This is a genomic window from Azospirillum sp. NS33 (assembly GCF_059703765.1).
Map to the genome: position 1 here is coordinate 56,690 of NZ_BAAKJB010000022.1, position 15,331 is coordinate 72,020.

Here is a 15,331-nt window from a genome sequence, read left to right on the forward strand (position 1 = left end):
TCTCACCCCGCCCGCGCGGCGATCTTGGCCGCCAGCTCCGGCGCCACGGCGGCGCGGTCCTCCCGGGTCTTCAGCAGGCAGAGCAGGGTGGCGTGCAGCGCCTCCGGCGCGGCGCGAAGATCGGCGATGCCGAGCCCCATCAGGGCGCCGGCCCAGTCCAGCGTCTCGGCCACGCCCGGCACCTTGCGCAGGTCCTCGCGGCGGATGCGGGCCACGAAGCGGGCGACGGCGTGGGCGAGCGCCCCGTCGATCCCGGGCAGGCGGGCCAGCAGGATCTGCGCCTCGCGCCCCTCGTCGGGGTAGTCGATCCAGTGGTAGAGGCAGCGCCGGCGCAAGGCGTCCGACAGCTCGCGCGTGCCGTTGGAGGTCAGCACCACCCGGGGCACGGTGCGCGCGGTGATGGTGCCCAGCTCCGGCACGGTGACCTGGAACTCCGACAGCACCTCCAGCAGAAAGGCCTCGAAGGCCTCGTCGGCGCGGTCCACCTCGTCGATCAGCAGCACCGCGGGAACCGGCGAGCGGATCGCCGCCAGCAGCGGCCGCTCCAGCAGGAAGGCCTCGGAGAAGACGTGGCGTTCCACCGCGTCGGCGTCGGCGCCGCGCCCCTCATGGGCGCGGATGGCGATGAGCTGGCGCTGGTAGTTCCATTCGTAGAGGGCGCCGGAGGCGTCCAGCCCCTCGTAGCACTGGAGGCGGATCAGCGGCGCCTGGTGGACCGCCGCCAGCGCCTTGGCGACCTCGGTCTTGCCGACCCCCGCCTCGCCCTCCAGCAGCAGGGGGCGGCTCAGGTGGTCCATCAGCGCCAGCGCCAGGGCCAGCGAGTCGTCGGCGATGTAGCCGGCGCCGCGCAGTCCCTGGGCGATGGCGTCGGTGGCGATGCTCATGGGGGGTCCGGGACGGGGCAGGGCGGTGCCGCTCCGGCCGCCCTCTCCCATCCCGGGAGAGGGCGCGCCGGGACTAGCCATGCAGCCCCGCCCGTTCCGCCGCGGCCCAGATCCGCCACGCGTCATGGGGCATCTGGATGTGGCCCAGCGCGAAGGGGGCGAAGGCGTCGTTCACCGCGTTGGAGAAGCAGGGCACGCTGCCGACGTTGGGGCTTTCGCCCACCCCCTTGGCGCCGATCGGGTGGTGGGGCGAGGGGGTGACGGTGAAGTCGGTCTCCCATTCCGGCGTCTCGACCGCGGTGGGGATGAAGAAGTCCAGGAAGCTGGCGTTCTTCACGTTGCCGGTCTCGTCGTAGGCGATCTCCTGGCCCATGGCGATGGCGTAGCCCTCGGTCAGGCCGCCGTGCACCTGGCCCTCGATGATCATCGGGTTGATCCGGGTGCCGCAGTCGTCCAGCGCGTAGAAGCGGCGCACGACGGCCACCCCGGTGTCGACGTCGATGTCCATCACGCAGACATAGGCGCCGAACGGATAGGTCATGTTGGGCGGGTCGTAGTAGCTGGTCGCCTCCAGCCCCGGCTCCAGGTTGGGTGGCGGCGCGTTGTAGGCGGCCCAGGCGATCTCCTTCATGGTCTTGAACGTCTCGGGCAGGCCCTTGACGCGGAAGCGGTCGACGTCCCACTCCAGGTCGTTGTCGTGGACCTCCAGCAGGTGGGCGGCGATCATCTGGGCCTTGGCGCGGATCTTGCGTGCCGCCACCGCCGTGGCCGCGCCGGCCACCGGTGTGGAGCGCGAGCCGTAGGTGCCGAGCCCGTAGGGGGCGGTGGAGGTGTCGCCCTCCTCGATGGCGATGAGGTCGGCGTCGATGCCCAACTCCGTGGCGATGATCTGGGCGTAGGTGGTCTCGTGGCCCTGGCCCTGGCTCTTGGTGCCCATGCGGGCGATCACCGACCCGGTGGGGTGGATGCGGATCTCGGCGCTGTCGAACATGCCGACGCCCAGGATGTCGCAGTTGCGGCTTGGCCCGGCCCCGACGATCTCGGTGAAGAACGACACGCCGATGCCCATCAGCGTGCGCGTCTCGCCGCGCCGGAAGGCCTCCAGCCGGACCGCCTGCTCGGCGCGCAGGGCGCCGTAGTCGACCGCCGCCACCGCCTTGGCCATGGCGGCGGGGTAGTTGCCGCTGTCGTACTCCCAGCCCAGCGCCGACCGGTAGGGAAACTGGTCCGGCTGGATGAAGTTCTTCAGGCGCAGCGCCACCGGGTCCATGCCGAGACGCCGGGCCAGGATGTCCATCGCCCGCTCGATCATGTACGCCGCTTCGGTGACGCGGAAGGAGCAGCGGTAGGCGACGCCGCCCGGCGCCTTGTTGGTGTAGACGCCGTCGACCGTCAGATGGGCGACGGGAATGTCGTAGCTGCCGGTGCAGATGTTGAAGAACCCGGCGGGGAACTTGGTGGGGTCGGCGCAGGCGTCGAAGGCGCCGTGATCGGCCAGCACGTGGGCGCGCAGGCCGAGCAGCCGGCCGTCCTCGGTCGCCGCCAGCTCGCAGGTCATGTGGTAGTCGCGGGCGAAGGAGGTGGTGGAGAGGTTCTCGATGCGGTCCTCCACCCATTTCACCGGCACCCCCAGCACGATCGAGGCGACGACGGCGCAGATGTAGCCGGGGTAGGCGCCGACCTTGTTGCCGAAGCCGCCGCCGATGTCGGGGGCGATGACCCGCACCTTGTGCTCGGGGATGCCGGACAGGATGGAGGCGACGGTGCGGATGACGTGGGGCGCCTGGAAGGTGCCCCACAGGGTCAGCTCGCCGCGGATCTTGTCCATCGAGGCGACAGCGGCGCAGGTCTCCAGCGGGCTCGGGTGGGTGCGGTGGTAGGAGATCAGCTCCTTCACCGTCACCGGTGCGGCGGCGAAGACGTCGTCGGTGCCGGCCCGGTCGCCGACGTCCCAGGTGAAGATGTGGTTGTGGTGGCGCCGCGCCCCATGCGCCCCCTCGGTCTTGCCGGCGAGGTCCTCGCGCAGCACCGGGGCGTCTTCGGCCATGGCCTGGAAGGGATCGACCAGGACCGGCAGGTCCTCGTACTCGACCTCCACCAGTTCGACCGCGTCGGCCGCGATGTAGCGGTCCTCGGCGATGACGAAGGCGACCTCCTGGTTCTGGTAGAGCACCTTCTCGTCGGCCAGCACCGCCTGGACGTCGCCGGCCAGGGTCGGCATGTAGTGGAGGCCGAGCGGCTTCAGGTCGGCCGCCGTCAGCACCGCCTTGACGCCGGGCAGGGCCAGCGCCGCCGTGGCGTCGATGGATCTGATGCGGGCGTGGGCGTAGGGGCTGCGCACGAAGTCGCCGTGCAGCATGCCCGGCAGCTTGACGTCGTCGACGTAGGTGCCCTTGCCCTGGATGAACCGGGCGTCCTCGGTGCGGCGCCGCGCGCAGCCGATGCCCTTCAGGTTGGCCTCGCGCTCCTCGCGCGGCACGGTCATGTCGTTCATTACTCTGCGGCCTCCAGTTGCTGGGCGGCGGTGAGGGCGTCGGCCGCCTGGCGGATCGCCTTGACGATGTTCTGGTAGCCGGTGCAGCGGCACAGGTTGCCGGCGATGCCCATGCGGATCTCGGCGTCCGTCGGGTCCGGGTTCTCCTGGAGCAGCCGGTACGCCCGGGTGATCATCCCCGGGGTGCAGAACCCGCATTGCAGGCCGTGGGCGTCGCGGAACGCGGTCTGCAGCGCGTGCAGCGTGCCGTCGGCCGCCGCCATGCCTTCGATGGTCAGCACCGCGCCACCGTCGGCCTGGACGGCGAACACGGTGCAGGCCTTCACCGAGCGGCCGTCGAGGTCGACGGTGCAGGCGCCGCAGTGGCCGGTGTCGCAGCCCACGTGCGGGCCGGTGAGGTTCAGGGTTTCGCGCAGCAGGTGGACGAGGAGGAGGCGGTCCTCGACCTCGGCGGTGACCGGCGTGCGGTTCACGGTCAGGGACACGGTGCGTCGGGCCATGGGGAACCTCTCAGGCGGCGCGGGCCAGCGCGGTGGCGATGGCGCGGCGGACGATGACGGCGCCGGCGGCGGTGCGGTAGGCGGCCGGACCCCGGCCGTCGCTGGCCGGCTGCATCACGGCGCCGGCGATCTCGGCGGCCCGTGCCGCCGCCGCGGCGTCGCCGCTGGTGCCCAGCAGGGCGTCCCCGGCGGCCGCGACGAAGAGCGGCGTGTCGCCGAGGTTGGTCAGCGCCACCGCGGCGCTGGCGATGGTGCCGCCGGGGCGCGTCAGCACCACCGCGGCCGCCGCCGTGGCGTAGTCGCCGACCTTGCGTTTCAGCTTTTCGTACGCCCAGCCGTGGCCGGCCGGCGGCACGGCGATGCGCACCTCGGTGACGATCTCGCCGGGGTGCAGCGCGGTCACGTAGGCGCCCTCGTAGAAGGTGCGGGCGGACAGGGTGCGGGTGCCGGCCGGCCCGGCCGCGGTGTAGGCCGCGTCCAGGCACTGCATCAGGGCGGGCAGGTCGTTGCCGGGGTCACCGTTGGCGACGTTGCCGCCGACGGTGCCGCAGGCGCGCACCTGGGGATCGGCGATCGTCCGCGCCGCCTCGGCCAGGATGGGGCAGGCGGAGCCCAGCAGATCGGAGGCGATCAGCTCCTGCTGGGTGACGGCGGCGCCGATCACCAGCGTGTCGCCGTCGCGCCGGATCGCCTTGAGGTCGGGGATGCGGGCGATGTCGACCAGCGCCGAGGGCTGGGCGAGGCGCAGCTTCATCATGGGGATCAGGCTGTGGCCGCCGGCCAGGACCCGCGCGTCCTCGCCCAGCGTGGCCAGCAGGGCCACCGCCTCGGCCACGCTGGACGGCCGGTGGTAGTCGTAGCGTCCGGGAATCACCTGTCGCCTCCTCCTCCTGGCGCCGACGTTGTTGGGTCGACGCATTGCTTGTTGCGCCGATCATCGCGCCGGAAGGGGGAGGCGGGGACGGCCGCTGCACGAACGGGCAGGCCGGCTGCACGAACGAACGAACGGCGCCCGGGGTGTACGTGTACGTCAGACGAGCCAGGCGGCGTTGAAGGCGCCGGGGGGACCCCCGGTGAGCTCGATGGTGCCGCCGCCGTGGGTCAGCGTCAGGCCCGGACATGGTCGGCGCCGTCGCTGGCCTCGATGCAGGTCGCGGGTGCCCGTGCCCGGCCAGAGCGGGCCGGGGCGGACCTCCACGTCGACCCCGCCCCGATCAACGTTGCGTTGCCACAATCGGATGCGCACGGATGTCTGCGCTGTCAGACGCCGAGCGCCTGCTGCACCGAGAGGATGCGGCCGCGACTGACCGGCACCTCGCGCGGCGGCGAACAGGAGAGGCGCACCAGACCGTGGCTTCCGTGCCGGCGGAAGCCGGCGACGGCCGCCTTGCTGACGATGTGGCTGCGGTGCACGCGCAGGAAGCGCGCGGGGTCGAGGCGACGCTCCAGGTCGGAGATGGACAGGCCGCAGAAATAGGTGTCGGTGCCGTCGTAGAGATGGGTGTAGTGGGCATCGGCCGTGACGTAGAGGATGTCGGCGGGCCGCAGCAGAACGGTGACGCCGTTGCGCAGGGCGGGAATCCGGTCGTCGCCGGCGGCGGCACCGGCCGGCGCGACCGAGCCCGGTTCCGAGTCGCCCGGCGCCGGGTCGCCCGGTGCCAGGCCCGAGGATGGGGGCATCGCCGCCCGGTCGGGGACCAGCGCCAGCAGGAAGGCGGAGGAGATGAGGAACGCCACCACGGCGACGACGATGGCCAGCGCCTCCGCGGGGAGAACCGGCGAGTCGGCGGGCGATGCCGCCGCCAGGGCGGCGTGGCCGGCCGGGCCGAAGGTCACCGCCCACATCGCCGTGTAGTGCATGCCCGAGATGGCCAGCGCCATCGCCACGGCGGCCAGCACCAGCGGCGGCTTGCGGCCGCGTCCGAACGCCAGCCACAGAGACAGGAAGGCGGCGGCGACCGCGATCGCCACCGACGCCGCGACGACGGCCGGGGCGTGCCGCATGGCGCCGTGGACGCTGATCGCCGCCATGCCGAGGTAGTGCATGGTGGCGATCCCCAGACCCATGGCCAGGGAGGCGAGCGCCAGCCGCCCCAGCCCGGCCGGACCGGAGGCGGCGAGCACCACCGACACGCCGACCGCCAGGATCGCCGCCAAGGCCGACACCAGGGTGAGCAGCAGGTCGTACTGGATCTCGACCGGCAGCCTGAGGGCCAGCATGCCGACGAAATGCATGGTCCAGATGCCGGTGCCGAGGACGAACGCCGCCGCCGCCAGCGTCAGCCGGCGCCGGAACCCCGTCTCCACGGCGATGCTGCGGGCGAGCACGAGGCTGACATAGGCCCCCTGGACCGCCAGCAAGACCGACAACAGGACGAGCGTCGGATCGTAGCGCCCGATCAGCCCGGTCTCCTCCCATGGCGCCGTTGTGCCGTGTCACCGGGACCCGGGAGTCCCGGCGGGAGCGGGGTGGCGCCAACAATCCCGCAGGCCAATCAATAAATGGCGCATTTGCCTGGGGGTGCCAAGGGCGATGTGCCGACCGCGGCGCGCGGAAGGGCAGCGACGTCCGGCGGCCGAAGCCGGACCGGCACAACGAAACAGGGCGGCCGAAGCCGCCCTGCGCGTCACCGGAGGCCCGGTGAACCGATGGTCGCGATCATGCTCGTGCGATCGTGCGCACCCAATCCGGCCCGGAACGGCCCGCGTTGCGGGCGTCCCTCGACCCATGGGCTGTGGCGCCGATCAGGCGAGCTCGACGCGCTCCGCCTCGGGGCCCTTCATGCCCTGGCGCACCGTGATGCGGACGCGCTCGCCGTCCGCCAGGCCGCTCAGGCCGGACCGCTCGATGGCCTTGACGTGCACGAACACGTCCTTGCCGCCGCTGTCCGGGGCGATGAAGCCGAAGCCCTTGGTGGCGTTGAACCACTTGACGGTGCCGTCGACGACCTCGCCGCTGGATTCCCCACCGCCGCCGCCGCCGCCGCCGCCGTAGCCGCCGCCGTCATCCCAGCCGCCGCGGCGCTGGCCGCCGAAGGAGCCGCCGCTGCGCGCGGGGCGCGGACGATCACCCGTGGCGGTCGAGGTGTCGACCGAATGGAGAGCGGCCACCTGCGGGCCCTTCGGACCGCGCGACAGGTCGCACACGACAGTCGTGCCCTCGGGGAGCGCATCATGGCCGGAGAACTGGACGGCGGACGCATGCAGGAACGCGTCGGCGGACCCGTCTTCCGGGGTGACGAAGCCAAACCCCTTGTCGGGGTTGTACCACTTCACCGTGGCCGTGATGTTGCGCTGGGTGATCTCGGGGGCAGAGGCGCGGAAACCGCCGCGCGGCGAGCGATCGTACATCGAAGATCCATGAAAGCACTGACGTCGCCGCCCCACACCGGAACGGCTATGCAGACGATGCATGTAAAACCGGCCGGAAGCAATCGCGAATTCTCCGTTAACCCCGATGATTCGTCCGCGGAGGGCGGCCGCGGCCGGCCGGCGGGGGCGGGAAGCGACGGGAATCAAGAACTTGCGGGGAATCGGGCCGACCTATGGAATTTTTGTGACCCGTTCCCCATATCAGGCGCGTATGATGGATGGCGAAGAGGTGGGGTGTCGGTGCGCGAGACAGCCGGGGTTCCGGACTGCGAGGCGTGCGGCGCCTGCTGCGCGTTCTCCTGGGAGTGGCCGGCGTTCATCGGCCCGTTCGACGGCGACGGCATTCCCCGGCACCTCGTCGAGGGCGGCCGCATGCGGTGTGACGGTGATCGCTGCTCCGCGTTGTCCGGTACCATCGGCGAGTCCGTGTGGTGCCGGGTCTACGACGAGCGACCCCTGGTGTGCCGCGAGTTCGCCGCTGGCAGCGAGGCCTGCCACGCGGTGCGCCGCCATTTCGATCTGGACCAAGTTTTCGATCTGGACCAAGTGACGAAACCGATAGAAGGAGGGTGACATAGCCAAGCTCTACGACAAGGACCCGGTTCGCGAGGGACCGCGTCTCAACCGCGAGATCACGGCCCGCACCGTGCGCCTGGTCGGCGCCGACGGGGAGATGGTGGGCATCGTGTCGCTGCGCGACGCCTTCGACGCCGCCGCGGACGCCGAACTCGACCTGGTCGAGGTGGCCCCCCAGGCGGAACCGCCTGTCTGCAAGATCCTCGACTATGGCAAGTTCAAGTTCGAGGAGCAGAAGAAGGCCAACGAGGCGCGCAAGCGGCAGAAGACCATCGACCTCAAGGAGGTCAAGATGCGCCCGAACATCGACGATCACGACTACGACGTGAAGATGCGGGCGGCGTCGCGATTCCTCGAAGAGGGCGACAAGGTCAAGGTGACCATGCGCTTCCGCGGACGCGAGATGGCGCACCAGGACCTCGGCATGAAGGTGCTGATGCGGGTGCGCGACGGCCTCGACGACAAGGCCAAGGTCGAGCAGATGCCCAAGCTCGAGGGTCGGCAGATGATCATGGTGCTGGGGCCGCGCTGACGCGCGCTCCGGCCGGGCCGTGGGGGCGCCGCGACGGCGCCCCCACGGGCATGGTCCGGCCCGGCCCTCTCTCGGGCCCGGCGGCCGGTGCCCCACCGGGGCTCGGCGGTCGGTGCCCCACCGGGGCTCGGCGGTCGGTGCCCCACCGGGGCTCGGCGGTCGGCGATTGGCGGTCGGTGGTTGGCTGCCGGCGTTTTGGCAGGTGACGGGTGCGGCGGTTACGCCGCGGCGCCGCAGCATTTCTTGTACTTCTTTCCGCTGCCGCAGGGGCAGGGGTCGTTGCGGCCGACCTTCGGCGCGCTGCGCGGGCGCTGTCCCATGACCCCGTCGACGTACCACCAGCGGCCGTCGCGCCGGGCGAAGCGGCCGGTTTCGTGGTGGACGCAGTCCTTGCCCTGCATGCGGAACCGGGCGACGAACTCGACCTCGCCCGCGTCGTCCGTCTCGCCACCCGCGCTGACGGAGCGGACCTCCAGCCCGGTCCATTCGCTGTCCGCCGCCCACTGCGCGATCTCCGCGCGGTTGAAATCGGCGCGGGTCTCCGGCAGCAGGGTCTCCTCGATGTAGTCGATGTTCCCGGTGGCGAAGGCCGCGTAGCGCGAGCGCATCAGCGCCTCCGCCGTGGGGGCCGGAGTGGCGCCCGCGAGATAGGGTCCGCAGCAGGCGTCGAGGGCGCGGCCGGACCCGCAGGGGCAGTCGGTCATGGATTCAACACACCTCCGTGATGGAAGCGCCTGCATAGCGCAAGCGCGGGTCCGGGGCAAACCCCCCGGGGCGGCGGCGCGTCGCGTTTGACGCCTCCGCCGGAAGCGGGTAGGCCTGCCGTCGACGAAGCGACCACACCGGTCACGACGACCACTTCGGACAAGGGGTCCCCATGAACGCCCGCGACCGGGTGCTGGACGTGCACGAGCGTCCGGCACCGGCGACCCTGTTGCTGCTCAGCGTGCAGCACCTCTTCGCCATGTTCGGCGCCACCGTGCTGGTGCCGCTGCTCACCGGACTCAACCCGGCGGTGGCGCTGGTGACCAGCGGCGTCGGCACGCTGCTCTATCTGGCGTGCACCGGCTTCACCGTGCCGGCCTATCTCGGCTCCTCCTTCGCCTTCATCGGACCGCTGGTGGCCGCCGCCGCGGTCGGCGGCCCCGGCGGCGCGCTGCTCGGCGCCTTCGTCGCCGGCCTGGTCTACCTGGCCGTGGCCGCGCTGATCCGGGTGTTCGGGGTGCGCTGGCTGCTCAACCTGCTGCCGCCGGTCGTGGTCGGCCCGGTCATCGTGGTGATCGGCCTGGGGCTGGCCGGGGTGGCGGTCAAGATGGCCACCGGCACCGCGGCGGGCGGCCCCTACAGCCTGGCCCAGTTCCTGGTGGCGCTGTTCACGCTGGGCGCCATCTTCTTCTATTCCCTGGTGCTGCGGGGCTTCTTCACGGTGGTGCCGATCCTGCTCGGCATCCTCACCGGCTACGCCGCCGCCGCCGCCGCCGGCATGGTCGATCTCACGCCGCTCCAGGCGGCGCCGCTGCTGCGGGTGCCGGACTTCGCCCTGGCGTTCTCCGGCATGACCGAGGGGGTGGCGCCGCTGGCGGTTATCGTGATCGTCGCCCCGGTGGCGCTGGTCACCATGGCGGAGCACATCGGCGACCAGATCGTGCTGAGCCGGGTGGTCGGCCGCAACTTCCTGGCGGCGCCCGGGCTGCACCGCACCCTGCTCGGCGACGGGCTGGCGACCAGCGTCGCCGCGCTGCTGGGCGGCCCGCCCAACACCACCTATGGCGAGAACATCGGCGTCATGGCCATCACCCGGGTGTTCAGCACCTGGGTCATCGCCGGCGCCGCGGTGTGCGCCATCGTGCTGGGCTTCGTCGGCACGCTGAGCGCGTTCCTGCAGACCATCCCGACCGCGGTCATGGGGGGCGTGTCCATCGCCCTGTTCGGGGTCATCGCGTCGTCGGGCATCCGCACCCTGATCGAGGGCAAGGTCGACCTGGGCAACAAGCGCAACCTGCTGATCGCCTCGACCATCCTGGTGATCGGCATCGGCGGGGCCGAACTGCGGTTCTCCGAGGGCTTCACCATCTCGTCGATGGCGCTGTCGGCGCTGATCGGCGTGGTCCTCAACGCCGTCCTGCCCGGCCGCGGCAGCGGCGGCGACGTGGAGACGGTGCTGGCCAGCCACGGCTGACGCCGCCCCGCCGCCCCGGCCCGGCCCGGCCTGCGCGGACCGGTTCAGTCGAACAGCAGGCCCTGGCCGCGCTCCTTCAGGGGCGTGGCCCCGGCCACCGAGGCGATGAGATCGCCTGCCCCGGCGAACCGCCGGTTGGTGCGCGCCATCAGGACGCCGCCGGTGCGGGCCGTCAGCGCGGTGCGGGCCGCCGCCGGATCGCCGGCCACGGGGTCGACGATCTCCGCCACCACCTCGCCGGCGCGGACCGCGTCGCCCGGCGCCTTGCGGAAGCTCACCACCCCGGCGACCGGCGCCACGATGCGGTCGAGCCCGCTCAACGGCGTGGGCGAGCACCGCGGCGCGGGGGCCGGCCCGGGGTCGCCGGCGACCACGCCGTGGCGCATCAGAACCCGCAGCAGCGCCTCGGCGTCGCGTTCGGCCAGCGTGTCGCCGACGTCGGCCTGGCCGCGCAACTCGACCGTCACCGCCAGACAGGCCGGCGGGACCGGGCCCTCGCCGCCCAGCCGTTCCGCCAGGGTCCACCAGGGGGCCGAGCACGCCTCGTCGAACGGCCCGCCGCCGGACTCGCGGGCCAGCAGCACCACCTCGGCGCCGAAATCGGCGGCGAGACCGGCGGCGGCCGGCCACAACGCCTCGCCGGTGTAGATGTGGGGCACCGCCTCCAGGTCGCAGTGCAGGTCGAGCACCAGGTCGGCGTCCAGCGCCAGGCCGAGCAGGGCGTGGCGCAACGCCGCCACCTCGCCGCTGCCGGACGCGTCGTCCGCGGCGGCGTGGGCCTCGGCCAGGGCGGCGCGGATCGCCGCGACGTTGGCCGCGGGGTCGCCGCCCAGCCGGCCGCGGACCGTCTCCTCCACCGCGTCGGCCAGGCTGGCGAAGCCGCGGTTGAAGTTGCCTTCGCCGTCGAGGGCGTAGCGGCCGACCGGCGATCCCGCCACCACCTGGGACAGCCCCACCGGGTTCGCCACCGGCACCACCACGACCTCGCCGCACAGCGTGCCCGCGGCGGCGGCGGCGTCGAGCCGGCGCATCAGGTGATGGGCGACCAGCATGCCGGGGATCTCGTCGGCGTGCAGCGCCGCCTGGATGTAGGCCTTGGGGCGTGCGCCGGGGGTGCCGAAGCGGTGCACCGCCAGCACCCGGCGGGTGCCCGGCCGGCTGCCCGCCAGCACGATCTCGTCGACCTTCCGTTCCATCGCCGCCCTCCCACCCGTCCTGTGTTGAATAGCGTGTGCGAAGGTCCGTTCCAAGCGATTGCGGCGCCTGCTACGCTGCGCGCCCGCCTTCGCCCGCCAGGAGACGCCGGTGCGCGCCATCGCCCTCGCCGCGGCGCTGCTCGTCTACGGCCTGTTCAGCGCGCCGGCGCCGGCGGCGCTCGGAGCGGCCGAGGCGACGGTGGCGCTGGGGCTGGCGCTCGCCGCCGGCTGGGCGCAGCCGTTGGCGGTGGCGACCGGCCACACCCTGAGGCGGCCCGCCTGCGCGCCGTGGGAGGCGGTGGCCGTGGTGGCCCTGGCGGCGCTGCTGTGGCCGCCGCTGCTGCGCGGCGCCGCACTGGGATGGGACCTGCGGCAGATGGCCCGCGACGTCGTGCCGTTGCTGTTCCTGTTCCTCCCCGCCGTGCTGGTGCCGCTGCTGCGGCCGCTGGCGGGGCGGGCCGTGGTGGTCCTGGCCGGCGGCCTGGCGGCGGCCGGACTCGCCTTCGCCGTCCGCTGGTGGCACGCGATGGACTGGGGATTCGGGGCGGTCGGCGTCCGCGCGATGCCGGAAGGGGCCGGCTATCTGCTCAACGCCCCGTCCGTTCTGTTCGCCGCGGTGGCGCTGCCGGCGGCGGCGCTGCACGGGCTGGCCCGGGGCGGCTGGTGCCGGATGGCCGCGGCGGCGGCGCTGTTCGTGGCCGGCGGCCTGTGCCTGGCGGCGCTGGCGGGCGCCGTGCACCGCATGGGGCTGGTGTCGGCGGGGGTGGCGCTGGCCGTGGTCGCGGTGTGGTGGGCGCGCCGCGATCCCCGCCTGGTGGCGGTGCTGCTGGTTGCCGCCGCGGCCACCCTGTGGGCCTTCGCCGACCTCGTCCAGGGCGCCGTCGCCCAGGCCGTCGCGAAGAGCCGCGCCGCAGGCGTCAACGCCCGCGGCGCCGAGGCGCTGGCCGCGCTGGCGACGGTCGCCGCCGATCCGGTGTCGCTGCTCGTCGGCGAGGGCTGGGGGGCCCGGCTGGCCAACCCGGCGGTGGGCGGCTGGCGGGTGCCCTACACCCACACCCTGGCGAGCTACATCCTCTTCAAGGCCGGGCTGGCCGGGGTGCTGGCGGCCTCGGCCTGGCTGGCCAGCCTCGCTCCGGCCGCGGTGCGGCTGGCGCGCCGCGACCCCGTGCTGGCCGCGGCCGTGCTGCCGCCGCTGGCCGCCGCCCTCGGCGTCCACACCTCGTTCAAATACCTCGATTGCGGCCTGCTGATCACGCTGATGGTCCTTGCCGCCGACCAGGACCCGCGAACCGGGCGTGCGCTATGACTGGCCATCGTGCGGCGGGTTGTGCATACTTTCGTGTGCTACCGCCAGTGCATGGGGCCGTTCCGTGCCGTCCACCCCGTCCATCCTGTTCATCAACCGCGTCTTCCCGCCCGACCGCGGAGCCACCGGCCGGTGTCTGGCCGATCTCGCCGGGCGCCTGGCGGCGGCCGGCTGGCGGGTCTGCGTGCTGGCCGATGGCTGCGGCCCCGCCGAGGCGCCGCCGGGCGTGACGGTGGTGCGCACCGGCTGGGGCGGCGCCGCGGCGCGGGGAATGGGCGGTTATGCCGCCGCCCTGGCCCGGCTGGTGGCGCGGGGGCTGACGCTGCCGCGCCACGACGTGATCGTCACCATGACCGATCCGCCGTTGCTCGCCCTCGCCGGGCCGCTGCTCGCGGTGCGCCACGGCGCGGCCGCGCTGCACTGGTGCCACGACCTGTTCCCCGCCCTGTTCCCGGCGCTCGGCGTGGCGCTGCCGGCGCCGGTGCTGGCGGCGGCCGCGGCGGCGGCGGCACGGGCGATGCGGCGCCACGACGCGGTCGTCGCCATCGGCCGCTGCATGGCGGCGCGGCTGGAGGGGATGGGGGTCGCGCCGGGGCGCGTGGCGGTGCTGCCGAACTGGGCCGATCCGCGCATCCATCCGCTGCCCCGGGCCGGCAACCCGGTGCGCGCCTCGCTCGGCCTCGGCGAGCGGTTCACGGTCGCCTACTGCGGCAACCTCGGCCTGGCCCATCCGCTGGGGTCCCTGCTCGACGCCGCGGGGCGGACGCCGGAGGTCGAGTTCCTGGTGGTCGGCGACGGGCGCGGCCGGCCCGCGCTGGACGCGGCGGCGCGTGGTCTCGCCAATCTGCGCCTCGTGCCGTTCCAGCCGGCGGCGCGGCTGGCCGAAACCCTGGCCGCCGCCGACCTCCATCTGGCGGCGATGGCGCCCGCCGCGTCGGGGTGCCTGGTCCCCTGCAAGGTGGCGGGGGTGCTCGCCGCGGCGCGGCCCTGCGTGTTCCTCGGGCCGCCCGACAGCGAGGCGGCATGGGCCGTCCGTGCCGCCGGGTGCGGCACCGTGCTGGACCCGGCGGACGGCGCCGGCTTGGCCGCGGCGGTGCGGCGCTACGCCGGCGACCCGGCGCTCACGGCACGGCACGGGGAGCGGGCGCGCGCCGCCGCCGCCGCCTGGGACGCCGACCGCGCCGCCGTGCGGTTCCAGGCGCTGGCGGCGGCGCGGCTCCGGCCCGGCCGGGGCGGGCCGGCCGCGGCGGGCGTCTCCGGCGGGGTGCGCCATGCCGGCGGAGCGGGGCATGGTTGACTGGGCCGAGAGCCTGCCGCGGCGCGCTGGCGCCGCCGCCGATGACGGCGCCGCCGCCGGGGCCCCGGCGTCCGAGATCCGGGCGCTGTTGGGCGCCCTGCTCGCGGGCTGGCGGCTCGTCGCGGCCACCACCCTGCTGGCCCTGGGGCTCGCCCTGGCGTGGCTGAACCTGACGGAGCCGCTGCACACCGCGACCATGGTGGTCGGTCCGACGGCGCGCACGGGCATCGCCGCCATGGGCGCCCGCGCGCCGGTGAGCGGCGTCGACGCCGCGGCCCTGGCCGAGCCCGGGGCGGGGGACGAGACCCTGTCCGATTTCGCGCGTTTTCTCGAGCTGCTGACGGCGCCGGCCGTCGCGGAGCGGTTGCTGGCCGACGCCGCCGTGGCGCAGCGGCTGTTCCCGGGGCGCTGGGATGCCGTCGCGGGCCGCTGGCGGGAGCCTCGCGGGGGCGCGGCCACGGCGCGGCGCTGGCTGCTGGCGCTGGCCGGCCGGCGCGACTGGATAATGCCCGACGGCGAGGTGGTGGCACGCCACCTGCGGCACCTGGTCACCGTCGAGCGCATCGGCGGCGGCCCGATGCGCCGCATCGCCCTGCGCATGGCCGACCGCGGGGTCGCCGTGGACCTGCTGCGCCGGCTCGTCGCCGCCGCGGACGGCCATCTCCGCGACGAGGCGGCGCGGCGCAGCGCCGCCCAGGTCGCCTATCTGGAGCGGCGCGGCGCCGCCATCTCCAACCGTGATCACCGCGCCGTGCTGAGCGACCTCAAGGCGGAGCAGGAGCGCATTCTCCTGCTGGTGGCGATCGATCTGCCCTACGCCGCCGACCCCGTGGCGCCGCCGAGCGCGCCGCGCCTGCCGGACTGGCCCGACCCGTTCCTGGTGCTGGCGGCCGCCCTGGTCGCCGGGCTGGCGGGCGGGGCCCTGGCGGTCAACCTGTCGGCGGCGTTCGCGGGCCGCCCGGCCGGCGGGTCGGCGCCATGACCGGGCTGGCGCC

General features: G+C 73.9%; 14 protein-coding genes. 6 read left to right on the forward strand and 8 right to left on the reverse strand.

Features of this window, described 5'->3' with window-relative positions:
• Positions 1-2 precede the first annotated feature (2 nt).
• From AC6H2I_RS19285 to AC6H2I_RS19310, 6 genes are all read right to left on the reverse strand, one after another.
• Positions 3-884 (reverse strand): AAA family ATPase, encoded by an 882-nt coding sequence (locus AC6H2I_RS19285; protein WP_497502314.1) that lies wholly within the window; start codon positions 882-884, stop codon positions 3-5.
• A gap of 73 nt (positions 885-957) precedes the next feature.
• A complete protein-coding gene (locus tag AC6H2I_RS19290) occupies positions 958-3,378 on the reverse strand; it encodes an aerobic carbon-monoxide dehydrogenase large subunit (protein ID WP_497502315.1) in 2,421 nt (806 codons plus the stop codon).
• Complete coding sequence (locus tag AC6H2I_RS19295) at positions 3,378-3,878, reverse strand: (2Fe-2S)-binding protein (RefSeq protein ID WP_497502316.1); 501 nt, start codon at positions 3,876-3,878, stop codon at positions 3,378-3,380. The genes AC6H2I_RS19290 and AC6H2I_RS19295 overlap by 1 nt, the downstream gene beginning before the upstream one ends.
• A gap of 10 nt (positions 3,879-3,888) precedes the next feature.
• A complete protein-coding gene (locus AC6H2I_RS19300) occupies positions 3,889-4,752 on the reverse strand; it encodes an FAD binding domain-containing protein (RefSeq protein WP_497502317.1) in 864 nt (287 codons plus the stop codon).
• A gap of 386 nt (positions 4,753-5,138) precedes the next feature.
• Positions 5,139-6,248, reverse strand: coding sequence for an MHYT domain-containing protein (locus tag AC6H2I_RS19305; RefSeq protein ID WP_497502318.1), 1,110 nt, complete (start codon positions 6,246-6,248; stop codon positions 5,139-5,141).
• 375 nt (positions 6,249-6,623) lie between these two features.
• Entirely contained in the window at positions 6,624-7,229 is a 606-nt protein-coding gene (locus tag AC6H2I_RS19310; RefSeq protein WP_497502319.1) for a cold-shock protein, read from the reverse strand.
• A gap of 261 nt (positions 7,230-7,490) precedes the next feature.
• On the opposite strand from AC6H2I_RS19310, the gene AC6H2I_RS19315 reads away from it, so the two are divergent.
• Both AC6H2I_RS19315 and infC read left to right on the forward strand, forming a co-directional pair.
• Positions 7,491-7,823 (forward strand): YkgJ family cysteine cluster protein, encoded by a 333-nt coding sequence (locus AC6H2I_RS19315; RefSeq protein WP_497502320.1) that lies wholly within the window; start codon positions 7,491-7,493, stop codon positions 7,821-7,823.
• A 1-nt stretch (position 7,824) separates the two neighbouring features.
• Positions 7,825-8,358, forward strand: a complete 534-nt coding sequence (gene infC, locus AC6H2I_RS19320) for a translation initiation factor IF-3 (protein WP_497502371.1) — start codon at positions 7,825-7,827, stop codon at positions 8,356-8,358.
• A 218-nt stretch (positions 8,359-8,576) separates the two neighbouring features.
• Here the strand turns inward: infC and AC6H2I_RS19325 are convergent, their stop codons facing one another.
• On the reverse strand, positions 8,577-9,062 hold the full coding sequence (locus AC6H2I_RS19325; RefSeq protein ID WP_497502321.1) for a YchJ family protein: 486 nt from the start codon (positions 9,060-9,062) through the stop codon (positions 8,577-8,579).
• A 173-nt stretch (positions 9,063-9,235) separates the two neighbouring features.
• Between AC6H2I_RS19325 and AC6H2I_RS19330 the strand changes: the two genes are divergently transcribed.
• Positions 9,236-10,537 (forward strand): solute carrier family 23 protein, encoded by a 1,302-nt coding sequence (locus AC6H2I_RS19330; RefSeq protein ID WP_497502322.1) that lies wholly within the window; start codon positions 9,236-9,238, stop codon positions 10,535-10,537.
• 44 nt (positions 10,538-10,581) lie between these two features.
• Here AC6H2I_RS19330 and AC6H2I_RS19335 read toward each other — a convergent pair whose 3' ends face one another.
• Entirely contained in the window at positions 10,582-11,733 is a 1,152-nt protein-coding gene (locus AC6H2I_RS19335) for a M14 family metallopeptidase (protein WP_497502323.1), read from the reverse strand.
• A 58-nt stretch (positions 11,734-11,791) separates the two neighbouring features.
• Here AC6H2I_RS19335 and AC6H2I_RS19340 point away from each other — a divergent pair, with 58 nt between their 5' ends.
• The 3 genes from AC6H2I_RS19340 (at position 11,792) to AC6H2I_RS19350 (ending at position 15,318) form a co-directional block, all read left to right on the forward strand.
• A complete protein-coding gene (locus AC6H2I_RS19340; protein ID WP_497502324.1) occupies positions 11,792-13,039 on the forward strand; it encodes a hypothetical protein in 1,248 nt (415 codons plus the stop codon).
• A 64-nt stretch (positions 13,040-13,103) separates the two neighbouring features.
• Positions 13,104-14,336, forward strand: a complete 1,233-nt coding sequence (locus AC6H2I_RS19345; RefSeq protein WP_497502325.1) for a glycosyltransferase — start codon at positions 13,104-13,106, stop codon at positions 14,334-14,336.
• Complete coding sequence (locus AC6H2I_RS19350; RefSeq protein ID WP_497502326.1) at positions 14,329-15,318, forward strand: hypothetical protein; 990 nt, start codon at positions 14,329-14,331, stop codon at positions 15,316-15,318. Before AC6H2I_RS19345 ends, AC6H2I_RS19350 begins: the two co-directional genes overlap by 8 nt.
• Positions 15,319-15,331: the final 13 nt, after the last annotated feature.